This is a genomic window from Stenotrophomonas sp. STEN225 (assembly GCF_056756445.1).
On sequence record NZ_JBRRBV010000008.1, the window covers coordinates 16702 to 42708 of the forward strand.

Genomic DNA, 26007 nt, shown 5'->3' on the forward strand with positions numbered 1-26007 from the left:
GCCATCAGTGCACCTCCTGCCCGAGCTGGAAGTCCGACTGCGGCGTTGCCGGCAACGCACTGCGGTCGTACAGGCGGCGGCCATCGACATAGACCTGCTCGGCCAATGCGTAGGAGCTGAAGGGATTGCCGTTCCACACCACCACGTCGGCCATCTTGCCGGGCTCCAGCGTGCCGGTCTGGCTCTCGATGCCCAGCGCCTTGGCGGCATTGGCGGTCATCCAGGTGATCGCATGTTCAGGAGTGATCGGGGCCATGCGTGCGCGGCGCGCGGCGGCCATGACCTTGGCGGCTTCCTGGTTCAGGCGCTGGATGCCTTCGGGCGAATCGGAATGGACGATGGCGCAGCTGTTCTTCGCCCGGTCCACCAGCGCGATGTTCTCGGGGATGCCATCGAAGGCTTCCATCTTGAAGCCCCACCAGTCGGCCCACAGTGCACCGCAGACGCCGTCCGCCGCCAGCCGGTCGGCCAGCTTGTAGGCCTCCACGCCGTGGTGGAACGCTGCCACCTTGAAACCGAATTCCTTGGCCAGGTCGAGCATGGTGGCCATTTCATCGGCGCGGTAGCAGTGGATGTGCACGCGGATGTCGCCCTGGATCGCGCCGGCCAGGGTGTCCAGCTTGAGATCGCGCTTGCCACCGGCATCGCCCGCGCTGTCACCTTTGTCGCTGCCGAACCAGCGCTTGCGCTTGGCTGCCTTGGGCGTGTTCTTGGTGATGTAGTCGGCGGCATCGATGAAGGCTGCGCGGTAGCCGGCGACGTTGCCCATCCGCGTAGCAGGCGTCACACCCTTGCCTTCGCCATAGACGCGTTTGGGGTTCTCGCCGCAGGCCATCTTCAGGCCCCACGGCGCGCCGGGAAACTTCATCGCCTGGTAGGTGATGGCCGGAACATTCTTCAGTGTCACGCCGCGGCCACCGACCAGGTTGGCCGAGCCGGGCAGCACCTGCATGCTGGTCACGCCGCCGGCCAGGGCGGCAGCGAAGCCGGGATCCTGCGGCCACACCGAATGCTCTGCCCAGACATTGGCCGTGACCGGTGCGGTCATCTCGTTGCCATCGCTGTGCGCGCCGACCCCCGGGCTGGGATATACACCCAGGTGCGAGTGCACGTCGATCAGCCCGGGGGTGACCCACTTGCCCTGCGCGTCGATGCGGGTGACATCGGCCTCGGCCTGCAGCTGCTGGCCGACAGCAACGATGCGGCCCTCACGCAGCAGCACGTCGGCATTGTCCAGGCGCTGGCCGGTGCCGGTCAGCACCGTTGCGTTGTGGATCAGCACCGGCGCATCGGGCTGCGCCCGATAGGTGCTGGGGTAAGGATCGGCCATGAAGCGCGAGGCGCCCAGTGCTGGCGCGGCGGCCAGCGTAACCAGCGCCAGCCCCAGCCCGGCGCGCAACAACGTCGACGTCATGCAGATCCCCTCGGCTACGTAAGCAACCGCTGACGCTAGCCGGGCAGCGGTGGGCTTGCCAAGTGACCTTCTTCACAGGGTGCGACCGCGTGCCTCGACGGCGTCGCCCCACTGGCCGAAAATAGGCGGTCCCCGCCGTTCCGGACCGAGCATGAAGAGCAAGCAGGAAATCGTCGACAACTGGCTGCCGCGCTATACCGGCGTGCCCCTGGACCAGTTCGGCCCGCACGTCCTGCTGACCAACTTCGGCGGCTACCTGCACACCTTCTCCGAACTGACCGGTGCGCCCATCGTCGGCCTGGACCGGCCTATGGCCAGCGCCACCAGCGATGGCATCACGATGATCAACTTCGGCATGGGCAGCCCCAATGCCGCGATCATCATGGACCTGCTGTCGGCGGTGATGCCCAAGGCGGTATTGTTCCTGGGCAAGTGCGGGGGCCTGAAGCGCAAGAACCAGCTGGGCGACCTGGTGCTGCCGATCGCCGCGATCCGTGGTGAAGGCACTTCGGGCGACTATCTGCCACCGGAAGTACCGGCACTGCCGGCCTTCGCCCTGCAGCGCGCGGTCTCGACCATGATCCGCGATCTGGGGTACGACTACTGGACCGGTACCGTCTACACCACCAACCGGCGGGTCTGGGAACACGACGAGGCATTCAAGGAACGGCTGCGCGCGATGCGCTGCATGGCCATCGACATGGAAACGGCCACGGTGTTCGCCGCCGGCTTCGCCAACCACATCCCCAGCGGCGCCCTGCTGCTGGTTTCGGACCAGCCGATGATTCCCGACGGGGTCAAGACCGAAGCCTCCGATGCCAAGGTCAGCTCCCAGTTCGTGGAAAACCATATCCAGATCGGCATCGAGGCGCTTAAGCTTATCCGGCGCAACGGCAAGTCGGTCCGCCATCTGCGCTTCGACGAATGATGATGAGGGCCGGGCGCGGGACGTCCGGGCCCGGGAGTAGGTAATGGACGTTGCCGCGCAGGTGGTGGAATTCTGGAAGGAGGCGGGCCCTGCGAAGTGGTTCGCCCGCGACGATGCGTTCGACGCGCAGTTCCGCCGATTGTTCCTCGATGAGCATTTCGCTGCGGCCGCGCGTGCGCGCGAACACTGGCTGGGCAGCGCCGAGGGTGCGCTGGCCCTGATGCTGCTGTTGGACCAGTTCCCGCGCAACTGCTTCCGTGGCACCGCCCACTCCTACGCCACCGATGGGTTGGCCCGGCACTACGCCGTGCGTGCCATCGAGGAAGGGCTGGACCTGCAGCTGGTTCCGAAGCTGCGGGCCTTCATCTACCTGCCGTTCGAGCATTCCGAGGATCCGCTGGACCAGGACCGTTCGGTGGCCATGTTCGACGTGCTGGGTGACAAGGAATACCTGCAGTACGCCGACCTGCATCGCGACATCATCCGCCGTTTTGGCCGCTTCCCGCACCGCAACGCCGTGCTGGGCCGCATTCCCACGCCGGAGGAACTGGACTACCTGGCCGAAGGCGGGTTTGCCGGCTGACCGGGCGGGGCCGGCCACGCGCGGGACAGGCAGGAAACGGAAAACGCCGGCGTGCGCCGGCGTTTTCCTGTTCCGCGCTGCAGCCGATCAGTACTTCGGCACGCCGTTGTCCACCTCTTCGGACCAGGCGTTGATGCCGCCGGTGATGTTGAAGACCTTGGTGAAGCCAAGCGCGCGGAACTGCTCGGCAGCCTGCGCACTGCGACCACCGTGGTGGCACAGGAAGGCCAGTGCGGTGTCCTTCGGCAGTGCTTCCAGCTCGGCGCGGCCGTTGCCGTCGAACACCTTGAACGGCACGCCGACGGCGGCGATGGCGCGCTCGTCAGCCGGGCGCACGTCCACCAGGATCACGTTGCCGGCGCGCACCAGGTCGTCGGCGTCGCGCACGCTGATTTCCTGCACCGGCTTGGGTGCATTCGGGTTGTCGATGGCCAGGCCCTTGCCGCGGATGTCGTCCACCCAGTCGATGGTGATGCCTTCGGCACGGCGCGCGCTGGCCAGGTCGAACTGCACGCGCAGTCCATTGGATTCGGCGGCGATCGCAGCCTCGTCATGCGGAGCGAGCTGGAAGTTGGGCTGGAAGGCTGCATCGATGCTCAGCTGCAGGGCGGCGCCCGGGGCGTCGGCCAGCGCGCCCTTGAGCATCTCCACCGCGGCCGGGGTGACGGTGATGCGCGGCGGGGTGCGGTCCGGCGCGGGCAGGCCCAGCACGCTGCTCAGTTCGCCGCTGGCGGCCATCTGCAGCACGATGTCGCTGCCACCGACCAGTTCGCCGTCGATGTACAGCTGCGGGATGGTCGGCCAGTCGCCGTAGGCCTTGATGCCTTCACGGATTTCCTGGTCGGCCAGCACGTTGACGTGAGCGAACTCGACGCCCAGGTCCTGCAGCGCGCCCACGGCCTTGGCCGAGAAGCCGCACTGCGGCATCGACGGCTGGCCCTTCATGAACAGCACGACGCGGTTGGCGTTGAGGAGGGATTCGATGCGCGAACGCAGGGCAGGATCGAGAGACATGGGAAGTCGGGGGTCCAGTAATTCGAATCTTCGATTCTACCCCTCATGGCATCATGGGGTATGAGCAGCGCAGGAACATTGCATCGCATTCCGCCCCGGCCATGGCGCTGGCTGCCCTGGCTGGTGGCGTCGCAGTTGGGGGTGATCCTGGCCTGGGTGCTGGCGGGATGGCACTGGGGTCTGCCGCTGATGGTGGCCAGCCACGCGCTGTTCATCGTGCCGGTGTTCCTGCCCAACAGCCGCTTCTACACGCCGGTGCTGAGCCGCCTGGCGCAGGCGGACGACGCGGTCTGGCTGACCATCGATGACGGTCCCGGTGCGGACACGCTGGCCGTGCTTGATCTGCTGGATCGGCATCAGGCGCGGGCGACATTCTTCCTGGTCGGCGAGCGGGCCCTGGCCCAGCCGGCGCTGGTGGCCGAGATCCTGCGCCGCGGGCACGATCTGGGCAACCACAGCTTCAGCCATCCGCAGGCGCGCTTCTGGCGGCTGGGACCGAAGGCGATGCGTGCGGAGATCGAAGGCTGCCAGCATGCGCTGCAGGCATTGTCGGGCACGCCGGTGCGCTGGTACCGGTCGGTGGTGGGCATGACCAATCCGTTCGTGGGCCCGGTGCTGCGCCGCCTGGGCCTGGTGCGGGTGGGATGGAGCGCCCGCGGCTTCGATGGTGTCGGCTGTACGCCCGAGCGCGTGCTGGAGCGCCTGCTGCCGGATCTTCGCCCGGGCGCCATCGTGCTGCTGCATGAGGGGGCCGCCCATGGCCACAACCTGGTAATCATCGAACGCGTGCTGCAGGCACTGGATCAGCGTGGATTGAAGGCAACGCTGCCTTTGATCCGTCAAGGGAATGGGCAGCCAGGCATCCGGTAGCGCCGGGCCACGCCCGGCGTCACTCAGGCCGTTCGGCCACCACCAGCCAGCTGTTGAACGGTGTGCGCCCGTGCAGCGGCCGTGGTGCGGCGACGCGCAATCCCGCTTCGCTCAGTGTCGCCAGCAGGGTCTTCGGCTGGGGATAGTGCCGCGGGCGGGTACCCATCCAGCCCACCAGCCAGGCAAGGCGGTCCGCGACCCGCGTGGTGCGGTCCCGGCCATCACCGGTCGCCAGCGGCGTGCGCAGCAGCAGCCGTCCTCCGGGGGACACCCGCGCGCTTGCGGCACGCAGCAGCGTCTGCTGCGGTCCGGCATCCAGGTACTGCACTACGTCCAGCAGCAGTACATGGCCGACGTGCGACGGCAGCGCAGCCTGCACATCCAGGCATTCGAAGCGCACGGCCGGCAGGCCTTCACTGGCTTGCCGCGCCCGCTCGATCTTGGCGGCGTCCACGTCCACCCCGAGGTAGGGCTGGCCGCGCCCGCGCTGGCGCAGCACATGCGCGAACAGGCCCAGTCCGCAACCCAGGTCCAGCACCGGCTGGCCATCCTCGGGCAGCTGTTGCAGCACGCCGTCGTACAACGGATCGCTGCCGAGCTTGCCGCGGGTGTAGTAATAGTCGCGGCGGCTGCCCCAGGCCTGTGCAGGTCGGAACGCCTCGGCGATCGCGCGGGCCTGCGGGGAGGTCAGCGGGGAGCAGGGCAGGGGCGTGCCATTCCGTGGCGTGCCGTCCATCGGGTCAGCCGGCGTCGCCGAGCCGGCGCAGGGCGACCGGCAAGGCACGCTCGCTCCACAATGCATACATGCGCGCGGAGGGGTGCAGACCGTCTTCGGCGATCATCGCCGGGTCGTGACCGTGGACGCGGCTGATGTCGGTGATGTCGACGAAGTCGACGCCGAGGCCACTGCAGACCTGCTCCGCAGCCGCGTTGAACGCGTCGGTTTCGATGCCGATGCGGCCACGGTGTCGGCCGCTGCTGGCGCCGAACGGCGTCACGCCCCAATCGGGAAACGAAAGCACCAGCACCCGATCGGTACGGCCGCCGGCAAAACCGATCGCGCGCTGCAGCAGGGCCTGGAACTGCGTGCGGTATTCGTCGAGCGGGCGGCCGCGGTACTGGTTGTTGACCCCGATCAGCAGGCTGACGAAGTCGAACGGCCCCTGCGGGGCGGCCTCGTCGATGCCGGCATCGAGCTCGTCCGTGGTCCAGCCGGTGGTGGCGATGGTCTGCGGATCGGCCAGCGCGACGCCCTGTGCGCGCATCGCGGCGGCCAGCTGATGGGGCCAGCGGCCTTCGACCGCGACGGCCTCACCGATGGTGTAGGAGTCGCCCAGCGCCAGATAGGACAAGCCCACGACTCAGGCCACCGAACGGCGTGGCTTGATCGGTACGACCTTGGTTGCATCCTCGGCGCGGCGGGCCAGCACGCGGTCGATGCGGGCGAACACATCGCGCATCACCGAGGCCTCCGGCAGCAGGGTTACGCGGAAGTGGTTGCGGTAGGGCACGTTGAAGCTGGAACCTGGCACTACCAGCACGCCCTCGTTGTCCATCAGCTCCAGGGCGAAGGTGTGATCGTCGAAGCCCTTGGCGGCAGCGCCGACCACCGCCGGGAAGGCATACAGCGCGCCGGCGGGGGCCACCAGCGACAGATGCTCGCTGGCCTCGCAAGCTTCGATCACCGCGCGGCGGGTTTCGTACAGGCGCCCGCCCGGGGCACACAGTGCCGAAATGGTGTCGGGCCCGTTCACCGCAGCCTCGATGGCGTACTGGCCGGGCACATTGGCGCACAGGCGCAGCGCGCTGAGCAGGTCCATCGCCGCGCGGAAGTCGCCCAGGCGTGCGTCATCGCCGCTGAGGTGCGCCCAACCCACGCGCCAGCCGCAGGCGCGATGCACCTTGCTCAGCCCGCTGAAGGTCAGGCACGGATGGTCGCCCGCCAGCGGTGCGACTGGCTGGAACACCGCCTCGTCATACAGGATCTGGTCGTAGATCTCGTCGACCAGCAGCAGCAGGTTGTGCCGGCGCGCGATGTCCACCACGCGTTCAAGCAGTTCGCGCGGGTAGCTGGCGCCACTGGGATTGTTCGGATTGATCAGCACGATCGCGCGGGTGCGCGAGGACACCAGGGTCTCGATCTCGCTCGGGTCCGGCTGGAAGCCGTTCTCGGCGGCGCAACGGTAGTACACCGGCCGGCCGTCGTTGAGGATGGTGGAGGCCGACCACAACGGGTAGTCCGGGGACGGCACCAGCACTTCATCGCCGGGGTTGAGCAGCGCACGCAGCGACAGGTCGATCAGTTCGCTGACGCCGTTGCCGACGAACACACGGTCCGGGTGCGCGTCGGGAGCGCCGCGACGGGCGTAGTAGGCAGCGATCGCCTCGCGCGCCACCGGCAGGCCCTGCTGGTGGGTATAGGGATCGGTGCGACCCATGTCGTCGGCGATCGCGCGCTGCAGGTATTCCGGGGCGCGGAAGCCGAAATTGCCGGGGTTGCCGATGTTGAGCTTGATCAGCTTGCGGCCCTGCGCCTCCAGCTCCCGGGCTCGCCGGGCCAGTTCTCCGCGGATTTCGTAGCGCACTTCGGAAAGGCGCTCGCGGGTGGCCAGGGGCTTGGGCGCGGAGGTTGACATGGTCGGTGAGCCGTCGGATGGCATGGAGGTTCCATGGTAGCGGAATTGCTGCACTGCATGGCAAGGCCCCCAGGGCCCGCCGCTGCTGGGCTGGAGCGGCGTTGGCACGGGTAGAATGGAGGCGATGACCCAGACCCCCGATTTCACCGCCCTGCAGACCATCGGCTGGCCCTGGCCGGGCCCGGCGCAGCAGGCCGACTGGCAGGCCATGATGGCCGAGCACCCGCAGGCCCGCCCGGCCCGGGTGATCGAGCAGCACCGTACGCACTATGTCGTGGCCGACGCCCCGGACGCTGCGATCAAGGCCGAATCGCTGCCGGAATGGCAGCGGCCACGCTTTCCCAGCCATGAGCGGCCGGCGGTCGGCGACTGGGTGCTGCTCGACGGCATCCGCATCGTGGCGCTGCTGCCACGTCGCACCGCGATCAAGCGCGGTGCCGCCGGCGAGCATTATCACCAGCAGGTGATCGCGGCCAACATCGATACGGTGTTCATCGTCTGCGGGCTGGATGCGGACTTCAATCCACGCCGTATCGAGCGCTACCTGCTGCTGGTGGGCGGCGGCGGTGCCGAACCGGTGGTGGTGCTGACCAAGGCCGACCAGACCGAATACAGCGAAGATGCGCTGGCGGTGCTGGAAGAACTGGAAATGCAGGGGATCGCCCTGCATGCCATCAATGGCCTGGATGCTGGCAGCGTGGCTGTGCTGCAGCCATGGTTGGGGCCGGGCCGCACCGTGGTGCTGGTGGGCTCCTCCGGCGCCGGCAAATCCACGCTGACCAACACGCTGCTTGGCGAGCAGCGGATGAAGACCAATGCGGTGCGCGCCAACGACTCACGCGGGCGTCATACCACCACCCATCGTGCGCTGATGCCGTTGCCGACCGGCGCCTGCCTGATCGACACGCCCGGCATGCGCGAGCTCAAGCCGACCGGCGAGGAGACGCTGGCCGAAGGGGGCTTCGCCGATATCGAAGCACTGGCCGAACAGTGCCGCTTCCGCGACTGCTCGCATCACCAGGAGCCCGGTTGTGCGGTACGGGCGGCCATCGACGCGGGTGAGATCGAGGAAAGCCGGCTGCTGAACTACTTCAAGTTGAAGGAAGAAGTGGCGGCTGCGGCCGCCAAGCTGGCCGTGCGCCAGGCCGAGACCGCGCAGGAACGAGGTGGCAGGAAAGGCAAGGGCCAGCAGTTCCGTCCGGCAGGAAAGCCGCGACGTCGGTGATGAGGCAGCCGGCCACGGGCGCGGCTGCATGGAGATTCATCCCGGGTTGCCGGGGTAACGCCTTCACTGATGCTGGGCGCGCGGAGGACAGCGCACGGCCGGGCAGGGCGCTATAGTCCGCGCATGGAAACGACCGCCGTGCTGGATCGCGAGGTGGCCCACCATGCGGCGCTCGATGCGCGGCTGGTCGAGGCCGTGGGTGGCATCCGCCTGCTGGGCCTGACCAGCTGGCCGGCGACGGTGCAGGCACCGTTCCTGGACAGCGTTGCGCGCGGGCAGCCGCAGTTGCCGAAGGTGGACTACCCGAAGCTGGATTTCAGCGAGGAACGCCGCACCTTGGCAGCCATCGCCGCCGACTGCGACGCGGGGCATCCCTTGGGTCACTACGTGCAGCAGTCCGCGCACAGCTGGGACCTGGCCGCACGCCTGCTGGAGGGCCTGGGTACCGCAGCGGTGGACACCTGTTCGGTGCAGCTGTTCGGCGCCCCCGAACAGCCCTTGCCGGGCAATGGCCCGAGCACGCGCGATGCAGCGCGCCATTTCATCCAGATCGCGGCCGAGCTGGACCATGAACTACTGGCGCCGGAAGAACAGGTGCCGGTGTCTGCGATCGCGCTGCAACTGCAGCTGCAGAACGATCTGGATGCCTTCTTCGAATCGCGGATCATCCAGGTGCAGCTGGACCCGGAACTGGTGTCCAAGGCGGCCGCCGGGCCGACGCGGATCCGCCTGCGTACCAGTGCGCGCTTCAGCGCCTACGATCGTGCACAGCTGTTCCATCACGAAGCGCTGGTGCATTCGCTGACCGCGTTGAATGGCCGGGAGCAGCCGGTGCTGCCCAGCCTGGCCTTGTCCTCACCCCGGGTGACGGCTACCCAGGAAGGGTTGGCCACGTTTGCCGAGCAGATCACCGGCAGCATCGACATCGAGCGCCTGAAGCGGATCAGCCTGCGTACCGAAGCCATCGCGATGGCCCGCGAGGGCGCCGACTTCATCGAGGTGTTCCGCTACTTCTGCGATGCCGGGCAGAACCCGGAAGAGAGCTTCGCATCGGCCCAGCGCGTGTTCCGCGGGGTGCCCCCCGGCGGCGGGCTGGCCTTCACCAAGGACACCGTGTACCTGCGCGGGCTGGTATCGGTGCACACCTTCTTCCGCCACATGCTGGCCGAGGATCGCCTGCAGGTCTGCCGGTGGCTGTTCGCGGGCAAGATGAGCCTGCAGGACGCCATCGCGTTCGCACCGTTGTTCCAGGCCGGGGTGTTGAAGCCACCACGCTGGCTGCCGCACTGGGTCAGCCGGGCCAATGGCCTGGCCGGCATGCTGGCGTTTTCGCTGTTTGCCAACCGGATACGGATGGACCAGCTGGCGCCGGAGTGACATGCGTTGGCGGATCCTGCATGGGCCTGCCTGCCCGCGCCATGCAGGAACACTCGATGCGCCGCAGCGCCCGCTTCTGACTTAGAACTCTGCCGCCACCGTCATGAACACCTGCCGCGGTGCGCTGGCGTGGATCGCGTAGCGCTTGCCTTCCGGGTCGGTCGGCGCGAACGAGCTCAGCTGGCCGGCGTAGCGCTTGTTGGTCAGATTGGTCGCGTTCAACGAGACCCGCAGGTTGCGCAGCCCCAGACCCGGGCCGAAGTCATAGCCGGCACCCGCGTCGAAGGTGGTCACGCCCGGTACCGACTGATCGTTGGTGTAGGTGTAATAGCGCTTGCCGGTGTACTTGGCGCGCAGGCTGGCGAAGAAGCCATCGCGGTTCCAGCTGATCTCGCTGGAGGCCATGCGCTGCGGCGTGTCCACCGTGATCTTGCCGGCTACCGGAACCACGGCACCGCCGGAGATGTAGTCATCTTCGTAGGTGGTCTTGTTCCAGGACAGCGCGTTGTACCACTGCAGACCGTCGACCGGCTTGAGGATGAAGGTCAGTTCCGCGCCATGGCTCTTCACCGAGCCGACGTTGATGAAGCGTGTCACGCACTCCGGGCGGGTGCCCACCTCGATGCTGGAGCACGGGTTCAGTGACAGCAGGCGGTTGTCGAACGTGACGTTGTAGGCAGCGATCGAGGCCTGGTACTTCTCGCCGAAGGTGCGGAAACCGGCTTCCAGGCTCTTCGACTTTTCCGGTTCCAGGTCGGCGCTGGCCGCGAACGACTCCGGTGCCACCTGCAACGGGCCGCCACTGCCGCCACCGACGAAGGCGGCGATGTTCTCGGCGTACGAGGCGAACAGCTCGTTGTTGGCGTTGAGCTTGAAGCCCACGCCCAGCTGCGGCAGCACCGACTCCTTGGCCGTCAGCGTGCCGGACGCCAGGCGGGTTTCCACGCCCGGGCGGGCCGTGGCACGCATGCGGGTGTTCGGGCTCTTGATGCCGACATCAACGGTCAGGCGCTGGTCGAGGAAGCGCAGGCGGTCCTGCACGTAGAACTGCTGCGTGCGGATGTCGTAGTCGTGGTTGAACAGCAGGCGGTCCGGATTCTTCAGGTACAGGTCGTCCAGGAACGGACCGCTGATGTAGTAGAAATTGCGCGACACGTTGTGGTCGTTCTGCTCGTACCACAGGCCGGCTTCCAGCTCGTGGATGCCGGCCGTCCATGACAGCGCTGCGGTCACGCCGTCGCGGTTGATCGTGTAGTTGGTGCTGCGGATGGAGATCGGCAGCATCCGGTCGGTGCCGGGGTAGGACGGCTGGCCCGGCGCCCACCAGTGACCCTGGCCGCGGTTGTCATGGTGGTAGGCCAGCAGTTTCAGGCGGCCCTGCTCGCCCAGGCGAAGGTCGGCATCGATCGAGTACAGGTTGTCATCGCGCAGCGCACGGCTCTGGTAGTACGCATCGTCGATGCTGGTCACGCCGCCGCTGTAGGCACATCGCGCCGGATCACGCGTAGCCGGCGCGCAGTAGGCGGCGGCCACCGCGCGGTTCCAGTCCGGCGCATAGATGTTCCAGTCCCAGCCCAGGCCCCGGGCCAGCATGTCCTTGGACAGGTAGGCGTAGTTGGCCTGGCTGGCACGCGAGGTCGCCACGAACGCGCCAAAGCGATGGTCGCCCACGTTCCACACGGCCTTGGCATTGAACTGGCGGGTGGTCTGGTTCTGATGCGGCGCGGCCCACATGTCCTGGTCCTGGTGAACGCCGGAGACATACGCAGAGAAGCCGTTGAGGTCGCCCGTATCCACGCGCAGGTAACCACGGCGCTGATTGTCGTCGCCGACGGTGACGCTGGCACGGCCGCCGAACTCGGTGGACGGATCGGACGAGAAGTACTGGATGGTGCCGCCGAGATTGCTGGTCGAGGCCACGCCGAGTGAACCGATGCCCTGCGACAGCTCGGCGCCGGCCAGGTTTTCGGCGATCAGCGCACGGGCGATGCTCAGGCCGTTGTAGTTGCCGTAGCTGTTGTCGCCCAGCGGAATGCCATCGAGGGTATAGCCCAGCCGGCTCTTGTCGAATCCGCGCAGGCTGATGGTCTGCGACTCCTCATTGGCGCCGAACGCATCGTTGGACTGCACCGAGACGCCCGGCAGCCGATCGAGGATCTTCTGGCCGCTGGTGCCTGGCGGGAGCACCTGCTTGTCGACGCTGGTGATGCGCTGCACCTGACGGGTCTCGCCCTGGCCGATCACCGAGACGGTATCCAGCGTCTGCGCGCTGGGCGCGGCGTCGGTATCGGCGGCGGAGGCGCTGGTAGCGGCGGAAAGCGCGATCGCTACGGCGATCGTCAGGTGTCGAGTCTGCATGGTGGTCCGTTGCATGGGGGATGGGCACCGGCGTGCGTGCGCGATGCCGCCCCACTATGCGAACGGAACATGAAAGCTTCTTTACGGAACACCCACGCGGGTACGCGCCGCCGCGTTGGCGGCGCACCCAGGGCGGCTCATTAGCCCATGTACAGCCCACCATTGACCGGATAATCGGCGCCGGTCACATACGACGCCTCGTCCGAGGCCAGCCAGGCGCACAGGCCGGCGACTTCCTCCGGACGGCCCAGGCGCCGCACCGGCACCGATGCGGCCAGGCGGTCCAGGACATCCGGGGGGAAACTGCTGATGGCCTGGCTGGCGATGTAGCCCGGCGAGAGCGTGTTGACCGTAACCCCGCGCGACGCCACTTCGGCCGCAAGCGCCCGGCTGAAGCCATGCATGGCGGCCTTGGCGGTGGCGTAGTTCACCTGGCCGATCTGCCCCTTGTGGGCGCTGACCGAACCGATGTTGATGATGCGTCCCCAGCCCCGCGTGGCCATGCCATCGACCACCTGCTTGGTCAGGTTGAAGAGCGCATTGAGGTTGGAGGCGATCACCGCATTCCAGTCCTCCACCGTCATCTGCCGGAACAGCAGGTCGCGGCTGCCGCCGGAGTTGTTGACCAGCACGTCCACTTCACCCACTTCCGCGCGCACTTTGGCGAAGGCGGCGCTGGTCGAGGCCCAGTCGGTGGCATTGCCCTCGGAGGCGATGAAGTCAAAGCCCTGCTCGCGCTGCTCGCGCAGCCAGTTGGCCTTGCGCGGCGAGTTCGGCGCACAGCCGGCAACAACCGTATGGCCGGCGCGGGCCAGGCTCTGGCAGATGGCAGTGCCGACACTGCCCATGCCGCTGGTGACGTAAGCGATGCGAAGAGTCATTGCGGAACGCTCCTTGGTAACGGGATCAGGCGGCGAGGGGATACAGGCCGAACAGCAGGCTGCCGACCATCAACAGCAGCGAGATGGCGATGGCCCATTTCAGGGTGAATTTCTGATGGTCGGCGAACTCGACCTTGGCCAGGCCCACCAGCAGGTAGGTGGAGGGCACCAGCGGGCTGAGCAGATGCACCGGCTGGCCGGCCAGCGAGGCGCGGGCCATTTCCACCGGCGTGATGCCGTAGTTGCCAGCAGCTTCGGACAGGATCGGCAACACGCCGAAGTAGAACGCGTCGTTGGACATGAAGAAGGTGAACGGCATCGAGGCCACGGCAGTGATCACCGCCAGATAGGGGCCCCACGAATCCGGAATCACCGCCAGGAAGCTGTGCGACATCGCCTCGACCATGCCGGTGTTGTTGAGGATGCCGGTGAAGATGCCCGCCGCGAAGATCAGCGACACCACCGACAGCACGTTGCCGGCGTGGTTGACCACGCGACGGCGCTGCTCAGCCAGGTTCGGGTAGTTGATCACCAGGGCAATGGCGAAGCCGACCATGAACAGCACCGGCATCGGCAGCACGCCGACGATCAGCGCGGTCATCAGGACCAGGGTCAGCACCAGGTTCACCCACAGCAGCTTGGGCCGCTTGATGTCCTCGGCATCCTCGACCGTCGGCAGCGCATTGCTGTCGTCGGACACGCTGCTGTCCATCCAGCTGCCGCCCTTGGGCAGCGTCACCACGCCCAGCCGGCGGCGTTCCTTCAGGCCCAGGTACCACGCCAGCAGCAGCACGCCCGCGCAGGCGATCACCATCGACGGGATCAGCGGCACGAACACATCAGCAGGATCAACGTGCAGTGCGGTGGCGGCGCGTGCGGTCGGGCCGCCCCACGGAGTCAGGTTCATCACGCCACCGGCGAGGATGGTCACGCAGGTCATGTTCAGCGCGTTCATGCCCAGCCGCTGATACAGCGGCAGCATTGCCGAGACCGTGATCATGTACGTGGTCGAGCCATCGCCATCGAGCGAGATCAGCATCGCCAGCACGGCGGTGCCGAGCACGATCTTCATCGGATCGCCCTTGACGAAGCGCAGGATCACCCGCACCAGCGGATCGAACAGTCCCGCGTCGATCATCACGCCGAAGTAGAGGATGGCGAACATCAGCATCACGCCGGTCGGCGCGATCTTCTTGATGCCTTCCAGCATCATTTCGTCGATGCCGGCGCCAAAGCCACCGATCAGCGCGAACAGGATCGGGATAGTGATCAGGGCCACCAGCGGTGACAGCCGCTTGCTCATGATCAAGTACATGAATGTAATGACCATGCCAAAGCCGAGGATGCTCAGCATCATCTGCGGACTCCTTGAGAAAACAGGACGTGGGAAAGGGAGGGGCGGGTGCGGAGGGGGGCGCGGAAGAGGCTCAGAAGTCGTACTGCAGGCGGCCGGTCACGGCGCGCGTGCGGTCCACCGTGATCCCGGCCAGGCGGTCACGGTTGCGGCTTTCGATGACGTTGAGCATGAATCGCAGGTTGTCGCGCAGGTACCAGTTGCCGCCGAGCGTCCAGGCTTCGGTGCTGCCGCGGCGCAGGTCGGGAGCGCCGTCGAGGTGCTGCGCGCCCCACATCCGGTCGTAGCGCAGCGCCACTTCAAAGGCACCGGCCTTGTGGCGGATGTCCTTCACCCGTGCGAAGCGGCCGGTCTTGCGGTCGTAGGCGCGGCTCTCGCCGGTAACGAACCAGCTGAGCATGCCGTAGCCGGCCATGACGTCGCCGCGCTGGGCGCCGTCATCGAAGGTCGCACCGCTGAACTCGCCCTGCCATGACAACGGGCCGCGGACCTGGGCGTACTCCAGCGACCACTTGTTGACGTCGGTATCGCGGCCTGCGGAGAAATCGACCAGGGTCAGGCGGCTCTCATCGGACAGATGGCCGGCGGGGCGCGGGCGGATGCGCAGTGCCGGCACACCGTTGGCGCCAGGGTTGTCGTACGCCTCACGGGCCAGCGACAGGCCCAGGTGCAGTACATCGCCGTCGCTGGGCGAGGGCGCCCAGGTCACGCGGCCGCCGGCGGCGCGCCCCTTCACCTGCCAGGCATCGATGCTCTCCAGGCTGTAGACGCTGGCGGCCCAGGTGAAGTCACCCGGATTGGCCTGCCACGAGGCACCCAGCCGGTACAGCGGCGCCAGCGTGGTACCGGCATTGCCGCGCTCCAGGAAGCTGCCGTAGTTGGAGCTGGTGCGGTCATCCAGCGAGAAGTACTGCTTGAACTGGCCGACCGTCAGCTTGCCGGCCTTGCCGAAGCTGCGTGCCAGGTAGACGTCCTTGGCTTCTACACGGTCGCCGGAGAAGTCGGCTTCCATCTTGTAGTCAACCACGAAGAACCTGCCGGAGACATCCAGCCAGGCGCGGCGGATCTCGGTGTCATCCTTGTTCGGCGTACCGCGGTTGTCATTGTCGAACGTGGCGAAGTCCAGATGCAGGCGACCGCCCAGCGTGGCGGTGACCGGCCGCTCGTCATCAGCGGCAAAGGCCGGCGCGGCCAACGCAGCCAGGGCCATCATGGCGGCGGAACGCGGCCAGGCAAACGTGAATTCCACAAACCCTCCCAGGTGCGCGCCAGGCGCGCGGCAATCGTGGGCACCGGATGGTGCGCGGCCGCAGTCTGGGTCGCGCAAGCTGTCATCCGCCTGTCAGCGGTTTGTGCGTTGCAGCGTAAAAGCGGCCGCTGCGCTCGCCGGGGCTGGCCCGGCGCTACCCCCGTGCAGGCTGCCCGGTCGCGCCGGTCCATCCATCCCCCCGCGGCGCCCGGTAGCGCCGGGCCATGCCCGGCGGGCAGGTCGGGCGGCATGCGGTAGCATTCGCTTCCCCTCCCACGCTTGTCCCCATGCGCCTGCTGCTGGTTGAAGACAACCCGGATCTGGCCGATGCGATCATCCGTCGCATGCGCCGCAGTGGGCACGCGGTGGATTGGCAGGCCGATGGCCTGGCCGCCGCAAGCGTGCTGCGCTACCAGAGTTTCGATCTGGTGGTGCTGGATATCGGCCTGCCCAAGCTTGATGGGCTACGCGTGCTGGCCGGCATGCGCGAGCGCGGCGACAGCACGCCGGTGCTGATGCTGACCGCGCGCGACGGCATCGAGGACCGCGTGCAGGCGCTGGACGTGGGTGCCGATGATTATCTCGGCAAGCCCTTCGACTTCCGCGAGTTCGAGGCGCGTTGCCGCGTGCTGCTGCGACGGGCCCGCGGCCAGGCCAGTGAGGTGGTGCAGGTGGGCGGCTTCCAGTTCGACAATGCCGCGCATCGGGTCACCCTGGATGGCGAGCCGATCGAGCTGCCCAACCGCGAGTACCGTCTGCTGGAAATCCTGGTCGGCCGGTTGGGCCACGTGGTCGGCAAGGATGAGATCGGCAACGGCTTGTTCGGCTTCGATGACGAGGCTGGGCCGAACGCGATCGAGCTCTATGTCGGCCGCCTGCGCAGGAAGCTCGCCGATGCGCCGCTGCGCATCACGACCGTGCGCGGCGTCGGTTACCTGCTCGAGGCCCGCGACGAAGGCGTGGACAGCGATGGCTGACGCGCGCCCGGCAGCGGCCGCGCCGGGTTCGCTGCGGCGGACCCTGCTGCTGTATCTGGGTGCGCTGCTGGCGGTGTTCGCAGTCGCCCTGCTGTTTGCCGCACGCGACTACGGCCAGCGTGCGGCCAACCGCTCCTACGATCACCTGCTGGCGTCCTCTGCACTGTCCATCGCCGATTCGGTGGCGCTGGCCGATGGCCAATGGCAGGTCGACCTGCCGTACGCGGCGCTCGACCTGCTGGCGATGGCGCCGGAGGACCGGGTGTTCTACCGCGTCGCGGACAGTCGCGGCACGCTGATCACTGGCTACGGCGACCTGCCGGTGCCACCCCGGCGGCCGGGGAGCCAACCGCAGTTCTTCGATGCGCGCTACAGCGGTGAGACCGTGCGCTTCGTGGTGGTGGGCCGCAGCTTCGCTGCTGCGTCCGCGCAGGGCGAGGTGCTGGTGCAGGTCGGCCAGACCCGGCGCGCGCGCGAGGCGGTGGCGCAGGACATGGTCAACCGGTCGCTGCTGGCGATCGGTGTGCTGTCCGGTCTGCTGCTGGCGCTGGTCGCCTTCGGTGTACACCGTGCATTCCGGCCACTGGTGAGGGTGGAACGCGAACTCTCGCGCCGTGAACCGTCGGACCTGAAGCCGCTGGATGCACGTGTGCCCCGTGAGATGGACCAGATGGTGGCGGCGCTGAACCGCTTCATGGAGCGGCTGTCGAGCAGCAACGAGACCCTGCGCGCGTTCATGGCGGAAGCCGCGCACCAGATGCGTACCCCGCTGGCCGCCCTGCGCGCGCAGGCGCAGCTGGCGCTGGATGATGACGACCCGCAGGACATGCGGCGCAGCCTGCAGGCCATCGAGCGCAATGCCACGCACATGAGCCGGCTGCTCAACCAGCTGCTCAGCGATGCCAGCGTGATCCACCGTTCGCATCTGCAGCGGTTCGCGCCGGTGGATCTGGCAGAAACCGTGCACCAGGCATTGCACGATGCGTTGCCGCAGGCCGGTCCCGCGCCGCGCGTGCAGCTGGCCGTCACTTCCGAGCAGGTGCATGTGCACGGCGATGCGCTGCTGCTGCGCGAGGCGATCAAGAACCTGGTGGACAATGCGTTGAAGTATGGCGGCGATGGTCCGCTGCAGATCGCACTGACGGTCGAGGGCGGCCAGGCGGTGCTGACCATTGCCGACCACGGCCCGGGCATCGCCGCGGCCGACGCCGAACGGGTGTTCGAGCGATTCGCCCGTGGCGAAGGCGTGCCATCCGGTGGCGCCGGCCTGGGGCTGGCCATCGTCAAACGCGTGATCGACAGCCATGCAGGCCATATCGACCTCAGCAACCGCCCGCAGGGGGGGCTGATCGCCACCATCCGCCTGCCCCGGAGCAACCCATGATCCGCCTGTTTGCCGCCGTCATCGCGCTGCTGCTGGCTCTGCCTGCGCAGGCTGCACCCGGCGATGTGCGCCGTTTCCCCGCACGTGAGAGCGCCACTGCCCAGCTGCGCATCCACGGCACCACCGACATCGAGGTGTTCGCCGTGGTGATCGCCGACTACCAGCGGCTGCATCCCGGCACGGAAGTGGTGTACGAGGACATCATCACCCAGGATCTGTACGCGCGTTACCTGCAGGACCGCACCAGCCCTGCGTCGCCGGATCTGCTGATCTCCAGCGGCATGGACCTGCAGACCAAGCTGGTCAATGACGGTCATGCCCTGCCACACCGCTCGGCGCAGACCGCGGCGCTGCCGGCCTGGGCACAGTGGCGGGGCGAGGCATTCGGGATCAGCTACGAGCCGGTGGTGATGGTCCACAACACGCGCACATTGCCTGCTGCCAAGGTGCCGCATACACGCCGGCAGCTGCTGGACCTGCTGCGCGCGGAAGGCGCGCCCCTGCGCGGACGGGTGGGCACCTACGACATCGAACGCAGCAGCGTGGGCTACCTGCTGGCCACGCAGGATGCGCAGCGTGGCAGCATTGCCGGTGCGCTGCTCGGGGCGCTCGGCGACAACCAGGTGGTTCGCGAGGAGCGCACCGGGGTGCTGCTGGACAAGGTTGCCAGCGGCCAGCTGTCGCTGGTCTACAACGTGCTCGGCTCGTACGCGCAGGCGCGCATCGATGCCGGCGCGCCACTGGCCATCATCGAGCCGGAGGACTACACGCTGGTGGTGCTGCGCACGGCCGTGATCCCGCGCACCGGTCCGCATCCGGAGGAGGCGCGGCGTTTCCTCGATTACCTGCTGTCGCCGCGTGGCCAGCAGGTGCTGTCGCGCGAGGCGCGGCTGATGCCGATCGTGCGCAGCGATGCCCGGCGCGATGATGCGCCCGGTCGCAGCCGGCGCCCGATCCAGCTCGGGCCGGGACTGCTGGTCTACCTGGACGCGCTCAAGCGGCGCCAGTTCCTCGATGCCTGGCGCAGCAGCGTGGAGCCGGCGGGGCGCTGATGCCCTGGTAGCGCCGGGCCATGCCCGGCGGATGCAGTGCGCTGCCCGTACAATGGCCGCATGAGCGAATACACCATCCTGATCGCCGATGACCACCCGTTGCTGCGTTCGGCGGTGGTGCAGTCATTGCGGCAGAGCCTGCCGCTTGCCCAGGTGCGCGAGGTGGCCAGTGCCGAAGCGCTCGCCGAGGCGCTGGATGCGCATCCTGACGTGGACCTGGTGCTGCTCGACCTGACCATGCCCGGTGCCCACGGTTTCTCCGCGCTGCTGCACGTGCGTGGCTCGCATCCGGACATTCCGGTGGTGATCCTGTCGTCCAACGATCATCCCCGGGTGATCCGGCGCGCGCAGCAGTTCGGCGCAGCCGGTTTCATCCCGAAGTCGGCGCCCGCCGAGACCATTGGCGAGGCGGTGACGGCGGTGCTGGAGGGTGGCCTGTGGTTCCCGGCGATGGCGGCCGAGCGTTCTGAGGCCGATGCACTGCTGGCCAGCCGTCTGGCGCAGCTGACACCGCAGCAGTTCCGGGTGCTGCTGTGCCTGGCCGATGGCCTGCTCAACAAGCAGATTGCCTACACGCTGGGGTTGGCCGAAAACACGGTGAAGGTGCATGTCACCGCGATCCTGAAGAAGCTCGAATGCCACAGCCGCACGCAGGCCGCGGTGCTGGTGAAGGCGCTTGAGCCGGAAGGTGATGCGGGCGCGCCGTGAATCCGTCCCTGGAGGCTTGGCTGCCGCATCCATGCGGCGGACGCCCCCGCGAACCCAACCCGGCCGATCTCTGACAGATTTCGGTGGCCTGCCACCCACGGAAAAGGGAAAAGATCAAAAGCAGAAGCAGCCTGTCCGGCCGCCTTCTGTGGAGCCAAGCATGGGCTCGGCTCTACACGAGCACGCGCGGCGTCGCGACCCGCTTTTGATATTCCTTTTCTTCGCCGTGGGTGGACGAACAAGGAGCGTGTCCGACCTCAACCATGAACTGCGTTACGTGTCACCCGCGAGGGGCTGCGCCGTTGGCTGGAATCACCCGCGATGGCGGATCAGCAACTGGCTCATCAGCGCCCGCAGCGCCGGCGGCTTCACCGGCTTGGCCATCATGCCCCAGCCTCGTTCGGCCGCCATTTCGCGCAGTCCTGCGTCGCGCTCGGCGGTCACCAGCACCACCGGCGGCCGTGCTTGCCAGTGCTCGGCCAGCACTTCGTACAGCACCGGCCCGTGATGGTCGCCCATGCGAACGTCCAGCAGCACCAGTTCCGGCACGGACTCCACGCCGGCCAGTTGCAGCGCGGCCTGGGGGCCATCGGCCAGGACCACCTCGCATCCCCAGCGCTCCAGCAGGGCACGGCTGGCTGCGCAGACATGCGGATCATCATCGATCACCCACACGCGGCGGCCGCGCAGCGGATTGTCCGCCGCCGGTTCCTGTGCCAGCGCCGGTGCCTGCGCAACAGCGGGAATCGCGCTGGCATCGCCAAGAGGTACGCCCACTGCGAACACGCTGCCTCGCCCCAGCTGCGAGCGCAGGCGGATCGGATGGCCGAGCAGGCGGCCGATACGGTCGACGATCGCCAGGCCCAGGCCGGCGCCGCGCTGGTGACCATCGTGCAGGCGGCGGAATTCCTCGAAGATTTCACCCTGCAGCGCATCAGGAATGCCGGGGCCCTGGTCATGCACTTCAATCCACAACTGGTCTCCGCGCCGGCGGCAGCCGAGCAGCACCCGGCCACGCTCGCTGTAGCGCAGTGCGTTGGACAGGAAATTCTGCAGGATGCGGCGCAGCAGTGCTTCGTCGCTGACCACCACCGCGCGGGTATCCACCCAGTCCACGACCAGCCCGCGTGTCTGCGCGGCGATGCCGAACTCGCGTGCCAGCGTCTGCAGCAGCGGGCCCAGCCGGAACGCATGCACGCGCGTGGGCAGGCTGCCTGACTCCAGTCGCGCGATGTCGAGCAGGCTGTTGAGGATGGCATCCTGCGCGGCCAGTGCGGCATCGATGTGGTCGGTGGTCTGCTGCTGCGCGGGGTCGGTCAGCTTGCCGCGCAGCACGGAGACGAACATGCGCGCGGCGTTCAACGGTTGCAGCAGGTCGTGCACCGCTGATGCGACGAAACGGGTCTTGTAGCGGTTGGCCTGTTCGGCTTCGCGGCGGGCCTCGTCGAGGTCATGGGTGCGCTCGGCCACGCGGTGTTCCAGCGCATCGGCCAGTGACCGCAGTTCGCGTGCAGCGTTCTTGTAGCTGGTGATGTCGGCGTAGCTGGTGACGAAGCCGCCATCAGGCAGCGGATTGCCACGGATCTCCAGAACGGTGCCATCGTCCTTTTCGCTCTCGCGCATGTGCGGGCGGCCACTGCGCAGGTGGTTCAGGCGACGCTCGATGGCCTCGTCGATCGGCCCCGGCCCGAGCAGGCCGCGGCGTGCGTTGTAGCGGAACAGTTCTTCGATGGGCCGGCCGACACGGACCAGCCCCGGCGGGAAGCGGAACAGTTCCAGATATCGCGAATTCCAGGCGACCAGGCGCTGTTCGCGATCAATGATCACCACGCCCTGCGGCAGGTGCTCCAGGCTGCGGCTCAGGCCGCTGTCGGCATCGGTGGCAGCCTGCAGCAATCCGTCCTGGGCGGTGCGCAGTTCCTGTGCATGCTGCTTGAGCAGGGTTTCCAGTTCGCTGCGGCTGCGCTGGCGGTGCCGGGCCAGGCGCCGGCGCTGCTGCACGAACAGCAGCAGGAACCCCAGCGCCAGCCACGCAGCGGCGCCGGCCAGGGCGGCACCGCGTCCGGCGCTGGTGGCGGCACTGGCATCGTGCAGCAGATGCAGGTTCCAGTGTTCGTCGGGCAGCGCCAGGCTCTGCCACAGCATCGCCTGCGGTAGCACCGGGTCGAGCAGGCGCACCATGCGGCCACCATCGGCCAGCACATCCTCGGTACGCACCCGCAGGGGCTGCAACGAGCGGTCGGCATACTGGCGGGCATCAAGCATCTCGCGGCGCTCGTCCGCGCCCAGCGGCCGCAGCAGGCGGTAGCGCCAGGCATCGCGGTTGGACAGGAACACTACGTCATGGTTGTCGCTGGCCAGCACCACGTCGGGGCTGTTCAGCCACTCCTGTTCCAGCGCCGACAGCTCGATCTTGATCACGATCACGCCGATGCGCTGGCCGCGGTCGTCGACGATCGCCTCGGACATGAAATAGCCGGGCACGCCGGTGGTCATGCCGATGCCGTAGAAGCGGCCGCGGCCGTGGGCCAGGGCCTGCTGGTAATAGGGCCGGTAGCTGTAGTCCTCGCCGACGTTGGTGGTCGGCTGGTCCCAGTTGCTGGCCGCGACCGCGACGCCATCGCGGCCGACCAGGGTCAGGGTGGAGGTTCGGGTGACCTGGTTGGCGCGCTGCAGTTTCAGGTTCAGCTGCTGGCGCTCGGCGGGCGAGGGCGGCGTGCGCAGTACGCGCAGCAGGTCCGGGTCCAGTGCCATCACCTGCGGCAGGGTGCCGAAGCGGTCGATACGCTGCTGCAGGCCCTGGCCGTACAGCTGCAGCTGGCGCTGGACCTGCGTGCTCTCGGCAGCCAGGGCGCTGCGCCACGCGTAGTGGCCCGCCGCGATCGCGCACAGCACGGTGCCTCCGGCCAGCGCGAGGAGGGTCAGCAGCAGCATCCGGTGGCGGCCGAGCCAGTACATGGCGGCAGTCTACGCAGTGAGGGCGGGCATGACGTGCATGCCCGCCGGATTCCGCACCGTGGCGCGGATCAGAAGTGCATCTGTGCGCGCAGTTCGAAGATCTCCGGGGTGCTGTGCACACCGCGGCGGCTGGCATCGACCTTGACGTAGTTGGCCTGGAACTTGAAATGGCTGGTCAGGTACCAGTTCGCGCCCAGGGTCAGGTCGTGCTGACGCCCCCCCAGGATGCTGCCGTCGTCCAGATCCAGGCGGCTGTAGCGTGCCACCAGCTCGACCGCGCCGTAGTCGTGGGCGGGCTTGATGTTGGCCACGGCGCCGGCGTTGTACGGACGGGATTCGCCGGTCAGCACCCAGCTGGCCATCGCGTACTGGCCGTGGCCGGTGTAGTCGGGCTTGCCGTCGTTGCGGGTGACAGTGGCCTGCAGCGCTTCGGCCTGCAGCGAGAAGGGGCCACGGATCCAGATGCCTTCCAGGCCGGTGCGGCGGATCTGGTCGGCGGTCACCAGCGCCCCGGAATCCACGTAGCGGATGTCGGTCAGGCCGGCTTCCGGGCGCGCGCGCAACCGTGCGCTGGCCTCGTGATGGACGTCACGGCCATCGCGGTAGCCGCGCGGGTTTTCCTGCGAGTAGGCCAGGCCCAGGTGGATCACATCGCCAGGCGCCTTCACCGGCGTCCACACCGCACGTACCGCCTGCGTGGTGCCGGGGTTGTCGCCCTGCAGGTCCTTGCCGCCGTAGGCACCGGCCTGCAGCAGGTACTGCGGGCGCTCCAGCACCCATTCCACACCGGTGCGGCGGCCGGCGTAGAACGCCTGCACCGGCAGCGCGGTCTCCAGGAAGCTACCGGCGCGCGAGGAGGTGTTGGCATCCAGGCCGACCGGCGTCTTCATGTAGCCGAAGCGGAAGCGGCCGATGTCGCGGCCCACGAAGGCCTTGCTCTCCAGGCGCAGGAACACGTCCAGCCAGGTGTCGGCCTGGAAGTCGTAGTACACCATCGCGTCGTACACGCCCTTCTTCTTCAGCGTGGCGCCGAATTCCTTGCGGCGCACGGCGTCGTCATCGTCCAGGCCACTGCCGGAGGAGAAATCGTTGTAGTCGTAGGCGATGTTGGCGGTGGCCGCCAGCTCGGTGCCGTCGCCGAACGCGTACTTGGTCGGCCAGTTGTCGAAGTCGGCAGCGGACGCGAAGGCGGGCAGGGCGGCCAGCGACAGGGCCAGCAGGGTGGGAATGGGGCGCATGTTGGGTGCGGCTCTCTCGGATTGCGTAGGGTCAGGACAACAACGGCCGCCAGGGCCGGAACTTGGGCAGGGACGCCACGGGCCGTTCAGCCCGCGCCACCGGCCTCCCGGCGCGGTGCGATGCCGGGCCAGTGTAGGCATCCCGGCCACCTGAACCGGGGGGCTAGTACCAATAGGTTATCTGCGTTGGCGTGCCCGGCGCGTACAAAGGCGTCCATTGGTCGCCACCCTGCGCGTGGAGCGAGGGGGGCGGTGACCAGCTTCCACGGTATCGGCTCCCATGCAGTTCCGGGGCCGTACGTGCCTGAAAACGCCCTTCCCCGGAGTCCGCCATGCACATCCCGACCGCTGCCCCGGCGCCTGCAAAGCCGTTGCCGATCTACCGCCAGCTGTACTTCCAGGTGATCGTGGCGATCGTCCTGGGCGCCATCCTCGGCCATTACGAACCCCTGATCGGCGAGAAGATGAAGCCGCTCGGCGATGCCTTCATCAACCTGGTGAAGATGATCATCGCGCCGGTGATCTTCCTGACCATCGTCACCGGCATTGCCGGCATGACCCATCTGCGCACGGTCGGCCGCGTGTTCGCCAAGGCCATGGCCTACTTCCTGTTCTTCTCCACGCTGGCGCTGGTCGTGGGCATGATCGTGGCCCACGTGGTACAGCCTGGCGCGGGCATGAACATCAACCCGGCCGAGCTGGACCAGACCGCGGTGCACAGCTACGTCGAGAAGTCGCATGACCTGACCCTGGTCGGCTTCCTGATGGATGTCATCCCGAAGACGCTGATCAGCGCCTTCGTGGACGGCAACATCCTGCAGGTGCTGTTCGTGGCCGTGCTGTTCGGCATCGCGCTGGCGTCGGTCGGCGAGAAGGGCAAGCCGATCCAGAACTTCCTCGAAGCGCTGGTGGCTCCGGTGTTCAAGCTGGTGCACATGCTGATGAAGGCTGCTCCGATCGGTGCCTTCGGCGCGATCGCCTTCACCATCGGCAAGTACGGCGTGGGGTCGTTGATCAACCTGGCCTGGCTGGTCGGTTCGTTCTACATCACCGCCTTCCTGTTCGTGGCGGTCATCCTGGGCGTGGTCTGCCGCCTGTGCGGGTTCTCGGTGTTCAAGCTGGCGCGCTACCTGAAGGCCGAACTGCTGCTGGTGCTGGGTACCTCTTCGTCCGAGTCGGCGCTGCCGTCGCTGATGGAGAAGATGGAGCGGGCCGGCTGCAGCAAGTCGGTGGTGGGCCTGGTGGTCCCCACCGGCTACTCGTTCAACCTGGACGGCACCAACATCTACATGACCCTGGCGGCGCTGTTCATCGCCCAGGCCACCAACACCGAACTGACCCTGGGCCACCAGATCGCGCTGCTGCTGGTCGCCATGCTCAGCTCCAAGGGCGCGGCCGGCGTCACCGGTGCCGGCTTCATCACCCTGGCGGCCACCCTGGCCGTGGTGCCGGAAGTGCCCGTGGCCGGCATGGCGCTGATCCTCGGCGTGGACCGCTTCATGAGCGAATGCCGCTCGCTGACCAACTTCATCGGCAATGCCGTGGCCACGGTGGTGGTCTCGCGCTGGGAAGGCGCACTGGACCGTGACCGCCTGAAGCTGGCGCTGGATGGTCGCGAAAGCGAACTGCCGCCGCCGGTCGATGCCGTGCCGGAGGCACTGCCCGCCAAGGGCTGATCCAGGTGTGTGGTACCGCGGGGCCGGTCACGTGAGTGGTGCGGCCCCGCGGCGTTTCAAGGCGTCCCATGGCTGTCATGGGCAGCGCCGAAGCTGGTGGCTCCAGGTTGTCGCATACGCCAGGG

General features: G+C 67.7%; 21 protein-coding genes. 10 read left to right on the top strand and 11 right to left on the bottom strand.

Annotation, left to right across the window (positions count from 1 at the left end):
- Window positions 1-4 precede the first annotated feature (4 nt).
- Window positions 5-1414, bottom strand: a complete 1410-nt coding sequence (locus tag ACVOJ1_RS09940; RefSeq protein WP_193396786.1) for an amidohydrolase — start codon at window positions 1412-1414, stop codon at window positions 5-7.
- Window positions 1415-1565: 151 nt separating this feature from the next.
- Here ACVOJ1_RS09940 and ACVOJ1_RS09945 point away from each other — a divergent pair, with 151 nt between their 5' ends.
- Window positions 1566-2342: an AMP nucleosidase gene (locus tag ACVOJ1_RS09945; protein WP_065181732.1), complete on the top strand. Its 777-nt coding sequence runs from the start codon at window positions 1566-1568 to the stop codon at window positions 2340-2342.
- A 43-nt stretch (window positions 2343-2385) separates the two neighbouring features.
- Window positions 2386-2925 (top strand): DUF924 family protein, encoded by a 540-nt coding sequence (locus tag ACVOJ1_RS09950; RefSeq protein ID WP_346480367.1) that lies wholly within the window; start codon window positions 2386-2388, stop codon window positions 2923-2925.
- An 87-nt stretch (window positions 2926-3012) separates the two neighbouring features.
- On the opposite strand, the gene grxD is transcribed toward ACVOJ1_RS09950, so the two are convergent.
- The gene (grxD, locus tag ACVOJ1_RS09955) at window positions 3013-3939 is read right to left on the bottom strand and encodes a Grx4 family monothiol glutaredoxin (RefSeq protein WP_111186168.1); all 927 of its coding nucleotides are present in this window, start codon (window positions 3937-3939) and stop codon (window positions 3013-3015) included.
- Between the two features lie 60 nt (window positions 3940-3999).
- Between grxD and ACVOJ1_RS09960 the strand changes: the two genes are divergently transcribed.
- Window positions 4000-4809 carry a polysaccharide deacetylase family protein gene (locus ACVOJ1_RS09960; RefSeq protein ID WP_197571741.1) on the top strand — a complete coding sequence of 270 codons (810 nt, stop codon included), beginning with the start codon at window positions 4000-4002 and terminating at the stop codon, window positions 4807-4809.
- 19 nt (window positions 4810-4828) lie between these two features.
- Here the strand turns inward: ACVOJ1_RS09960 and ACVOJ1_RS09965 are convergent, their stop codons facing one another.
- The 3 genes from ACVOJ1_RS09965 to ACVOJ1_RS09975 are packed head-to-tail and all read right to left on the bottom strand — an operon-like array spanning window position 4829 to window position 7445.
- Complete coding sequence (locus tag ACVOJ1_RS09965) at window positions 4829-5545, bottom strand: class I SAM-dependent methyltransferase (RefSeq protein ID WP_346480368.1); 717 nt, start codon at window positions 5543-5545, stop codon at window positions 4829-4831.
- A gap of 4 nt (window positions 5546-5549) precedes the next feature.
- Window positions 5550-6167, bottom strand: coding sequence for an SGNH/GDSL hydrolase family protein (locus ACVOJ1_RS09970; RefSeq protein WP_065175127.1), 618 nt, complete (start codon window positions 6165-6167; stop codon window positions 5550-5552).
- A gap of 3 nt (window positions 6168-6170) precedes the next feature.
- The gene (locus tag ACVOJ1_RS09975; RefSeq protein ID WP_346480369.1) at window positions 6171-7445 is read right to left on the bottom strand and encodes a pyridoxal phosphate-dependent aminotransferase; all 1275 of its coding nucleotides are present in this window, start codon (window positions 7443-7445) and stop codon (window positions 6171-6173) included.
- 115 nt (window positions 7446-7560) lie between these two features.
- On the opposite strand from ACVOJ1_RS09975, the gene rsgA reads away from it, so the two are divergent.
- Window positions 7561-8670: a ribosome small subunit-dependent GTPase A gene (rsgA, locus tag ACVOJ1_RS09980; protein WP_065175126.1), complete on the top strand. Its 1110-nt coding sequence runs from the start codon at window positions 7561-7563 to the stop codon at window positions 8668-8670.
- 123 nt (window positions 8671-8793) lie between these two features.
- The gene (locus ACVOJ1_RS09985; RefSeq protein ID WP_065175125.1) at window positions 8794-10047 is read left to right on the top strand and encodes a flavohemoglobin expression-modulating QEGLA motif protein; all 1254 of its coding nucleotides are present in this window, start codon (window positions 8794-8796) and stop codon (window positions 10045-10047) included.
- An 81-nt stretch (window positions 10048-10128) separates the two neighbouring features.
- Here the strand turns inward: ACVOJ1_RS09985 and ACVOJ1_RS09990 are convergent, their stop codons facing one another.
- The 4 genes from ACVOJ1_RS09990 to ACVOJ1_RS10005 form a co-directional block, all read right to left on the bottom strand.
- Window positions 10129-12405: a TonB-dependent receptor gene (locus ACVOJ1_RS09990; protein WP_346480370.1), complete on the bottom strand. Its 2277-nt coding sequence runs from the start codon at window positions 12403-12405 to the stop codon at window positions 10129-10131.
- Between the two features lie 140 nt (window positions 12406-12545).
- Window positions 12546-13286, bottom strand: a complete 741-nt coding sequence (phbB, locus tag ACVOJ1_RS09995; protein WP_053517420.1) for an acetoacetyl-CoA reductase — start codon at window positions 13284-13286, stop codon at window positions 12546-12548.
- A gap of 25 nt (window positions 13287-13311) precedes the next feature.
- Window positions 13312-14640, bottom strand: a complete 1329-nt coding sequence (locus tag ACVOJ1_RS10000; protein WP_053517450.1) for a CitMHS family transporter — start codon at window positions 14638-14640, stop codon at window positions 13312-13314.
- 73 nt (window positions 14641-14713) lie between these two features.
- Window positions 14714-15853 (bottom strand): OprO/OprP family phosphate-selective porin, encoded by a 1140-nt coding sequence (locus tag ACVOJ1_RS10005; RefSeq protein ID WP_065175123.1) that lies wholly within the window; start codon window positions 15851-15853, stop codon window positions 14714-14716.
- 323 nt (window positions 15854-16176) lie between these two features.
- Here ACVOJ1_RS10005 and ACVOJ1_RS10010 point away from each other — a divergent pair, with 323 nt between their 5' ends.
- Genes ACVOJ1_RS10010 through ACVOJ1_RS10025 form a run of 4 tightly spaced genes read left to right on the top strand, consistent with a single transcriptional unit; the run spans window position 16177 to window position 20010 of the window.
- A complete protein-coding gene (locus ACVOJ1_RS10010; RefSeq protein WP_053517418.1) occupies window positions 16177-16866 on the top strand; it encodes a response regulator transcription factor in 690 nt (229 codons plus the stop codon).
- Complete coding sequence (locus tag ACVOJ1_RS10015; RefSeq protein ID WP_065181726.1) at window positions 16859-18250, top strand: sensor histidine kinase; 1392 nt, start codon at window positions 16859-16861, stop codon at window positions 18248-18250. The genes ACVOJ1_RS10010 and ACVOJ1_RS10015 overlap by 8 nt, the downstream gene beginning before the upstream one ends.
- Entirely contained in the window at window positions 18247-19302 is a 1056-nt protein-coding gene (locus tag ACVOJ1_RS10020; protein ID WP_111186164.1) for an ABC transporter substrate-binding protein, read from the top strand. Before ACVOJ1_RS10015 ends, ACVOJ1_RS10020 begins: the two co-directional genes overlap by 4 nt.
- Window positions 19303-19362: 60 nt before the next feature.
- Window positions 19363-20010, top strand: coding sequence for a response regulator (locus ACVOJ1_RS10025; protein WP_053517414.1), 648 nt, complete (start codon window positions 19363-19365; stop codon window positions 20008-20010).
- 312 nt (window positions 20011-20322) lie between these two features.
- Here ACVOJ1_RS10025 and ACVOJ1_RS10030 read toward each other — a convergent pair whose 3' ends face one another.
- Window positions 20323-22968: a hybrid sensor histidine kinase/response regulator gene (locus ACVOJ1_RS10030; protein ID WP_111186163.1), complete on the bottom strand. Its 2646-nt coding sequence runs from the start codon at window positions 22966-22968 to the stop codon at window positions 20323-20325.
- Between the two features lie 68 nt (window positions 22969-23036).
- Window positions 23037-24206 (bottom strand): OprO/OprP family phosphate-selective porin, encoded by a 1170-nt coding sequence (locus tag ACVOJ1_RS10035; RefSeq protein WP_053517412.1) that lies wholly within the window; start codon window positions 24204-24206, stop codon window positions 23037-23039.
- Between the two features lie 332 nt (window positions 24207-24538).
- Here ACVOJ1_RS10035 and ACVOJ1_RS10040 point away from each other — a divergent pair, with 332 nt between their 5' ends.
- Window positions 24539-25882, top strand: coding sequence for a dicarboxylate/amino acid:cation symporter (locus ACVOJ1_RS10040; protein ID WP_053517411.1), 1344 nt, complete (start codon window positions 24539-24541; stop codon window positions 25880-25882).
- Window positions 25883-26007: the final 125 nt, after the last annotated feature.

Coding starts and splice junctions, on each gene's coding strand:
- ACVOJ1_RS09940 (WP_193396786.1), bottom strand. CDS start 1,414: ATGACGTCGACGTTGTTGCGCGCCGGGCTGGGGCTGGCGCTGGTTACG.
- ACVOJ1_RS10030 (WP_111186163.1), bottom strand. CDS start 22,968: ATGTACTGGCTCGGCCGCCACCGGATGCTGCTGCTGACCCTCCTCGCG.
- ACVOJ1_RS09945 (WP_065181732.1), top strand. CDS start 1,566: ATGAAGAGCAAGCAGGAAATCGTCGACAACTGGCTGCCGCGCTATACC.
- ACVOJ1_RS09990 (WP_346480370.1), bottom strand. CDS start 12,405: ATGCAGACTCGACACCTGACGATCGCCGTAGCGATCGCGCTTTCCGCC.
- ACVOJ1_RS10015 (WP_065181726.1), top strand. CDS start 16,859: ATGGCTGACGCGCGCCCGGCAGCGGCCGCGCCGGGTTCGCTGCGGCGG.
- ACVOJ1_RS10025 (WP_053517414.1), top strand. CDS start 19,363: ATGAGCGAATACACCATCCTGATCGCCGATGACCACCCGTTGCTGCGT.
- ACVOJ1_RS10010 (WP_053517418.1), top strand. CDS start 16,177: ATGCGCCTGCTGCTGGTTGAAGACAACCCGGATCTGGCCGATGCGATC.
- ACVOJ1_RS09960 (WP_197571741.1), top strand. CDS start 4,000: ATGAGCAGCGCAGGAACATTGCATCGCATTCCGCCCCGGCCATGGCGC.
- ACVOJ1_RS10040 (WP_053517411.1), top strand. CDS start 24,539: ATGCACATCCCGACCGCTGCCCCGGCGCCTGCAAAGCCGTTGCCGATC.
- ACVOJ1_RS09975 (WP_346480369.1), bottom strand. CDS start 7,445: ATGTCAACCTCCGCGCCCAAGCCCCTGGCCACCCGCGAGCGCCTTTCC.
- rsgA (WP_065175126.1), top strand. CDS start 7,561: ATGGAGGCGATGACCCAGACCCCCGATTTCACCGCCCTGCAGACCATC.
- phbB (WP_053517420.1), bottom strand. CDS start 13,286: ATGACTCTTCGCATCGCTTACGTCACCAGCGGCATGGGCAGTGTCGGC.
- ACVOJ1_RS10035 (WP_053517412.1), bottom strand. CDS start 24,206: ATGCGCCCCATTCCCACCCTGCTGGCCCTGTCGCTGGCCGCCCTGCCC.
- ACVOJ1_RS10020 (WP_111186164.1), top strand. CDS start 18,247: ATGATCCGCCTGTTTGCCGCCGTCATCGCGCTGCTGCTGGCTCTGCCT.
- ACVOJ1_RS10000 (WP_053517450.1), bottom strand. CDS start 14,640: ATGCTGAGCATCCTCGGCTTTGGCATGGTCATTACATTCATGTACTTG.
- ACVOJ1_RS10005 (WP_065175123.1), bottom strand. CDS start 15,853: ATGATGGCCCTGGCTGCGTTGGCCGCGCCGGCCTTTGCCGCTGATGAC.
- ACVOJ1_RS09985 (WP_065175125.1), top strand. CDS start 8,794: ATGGAAACGACCGCCGTGCTGGATCGCGAGGTGGCCCACCATGCGGCG.
- ACVOJ1_RS09965 (WP_346480368.1), bottom strand. CDS start 5,545: ATGGACGGCACGCCACGGAATGGCACGCCCCTGCCCTGCTCCCCGCTG.
- ACVOJ1_RS09950 (WP_346480367.1), top strand. CDS start 2,386: ATGGACGTTGCCGCGCAGGTGGTGGAATTCTGGAAGGAGGCGGGCCCT.
- grxD (WP_111186168.1), bottom strand. CDS start 3,939: ATGTCTCTCGATCCTGCCCTGCGTTCGCGCATCGAATCCCTCCTCAAC.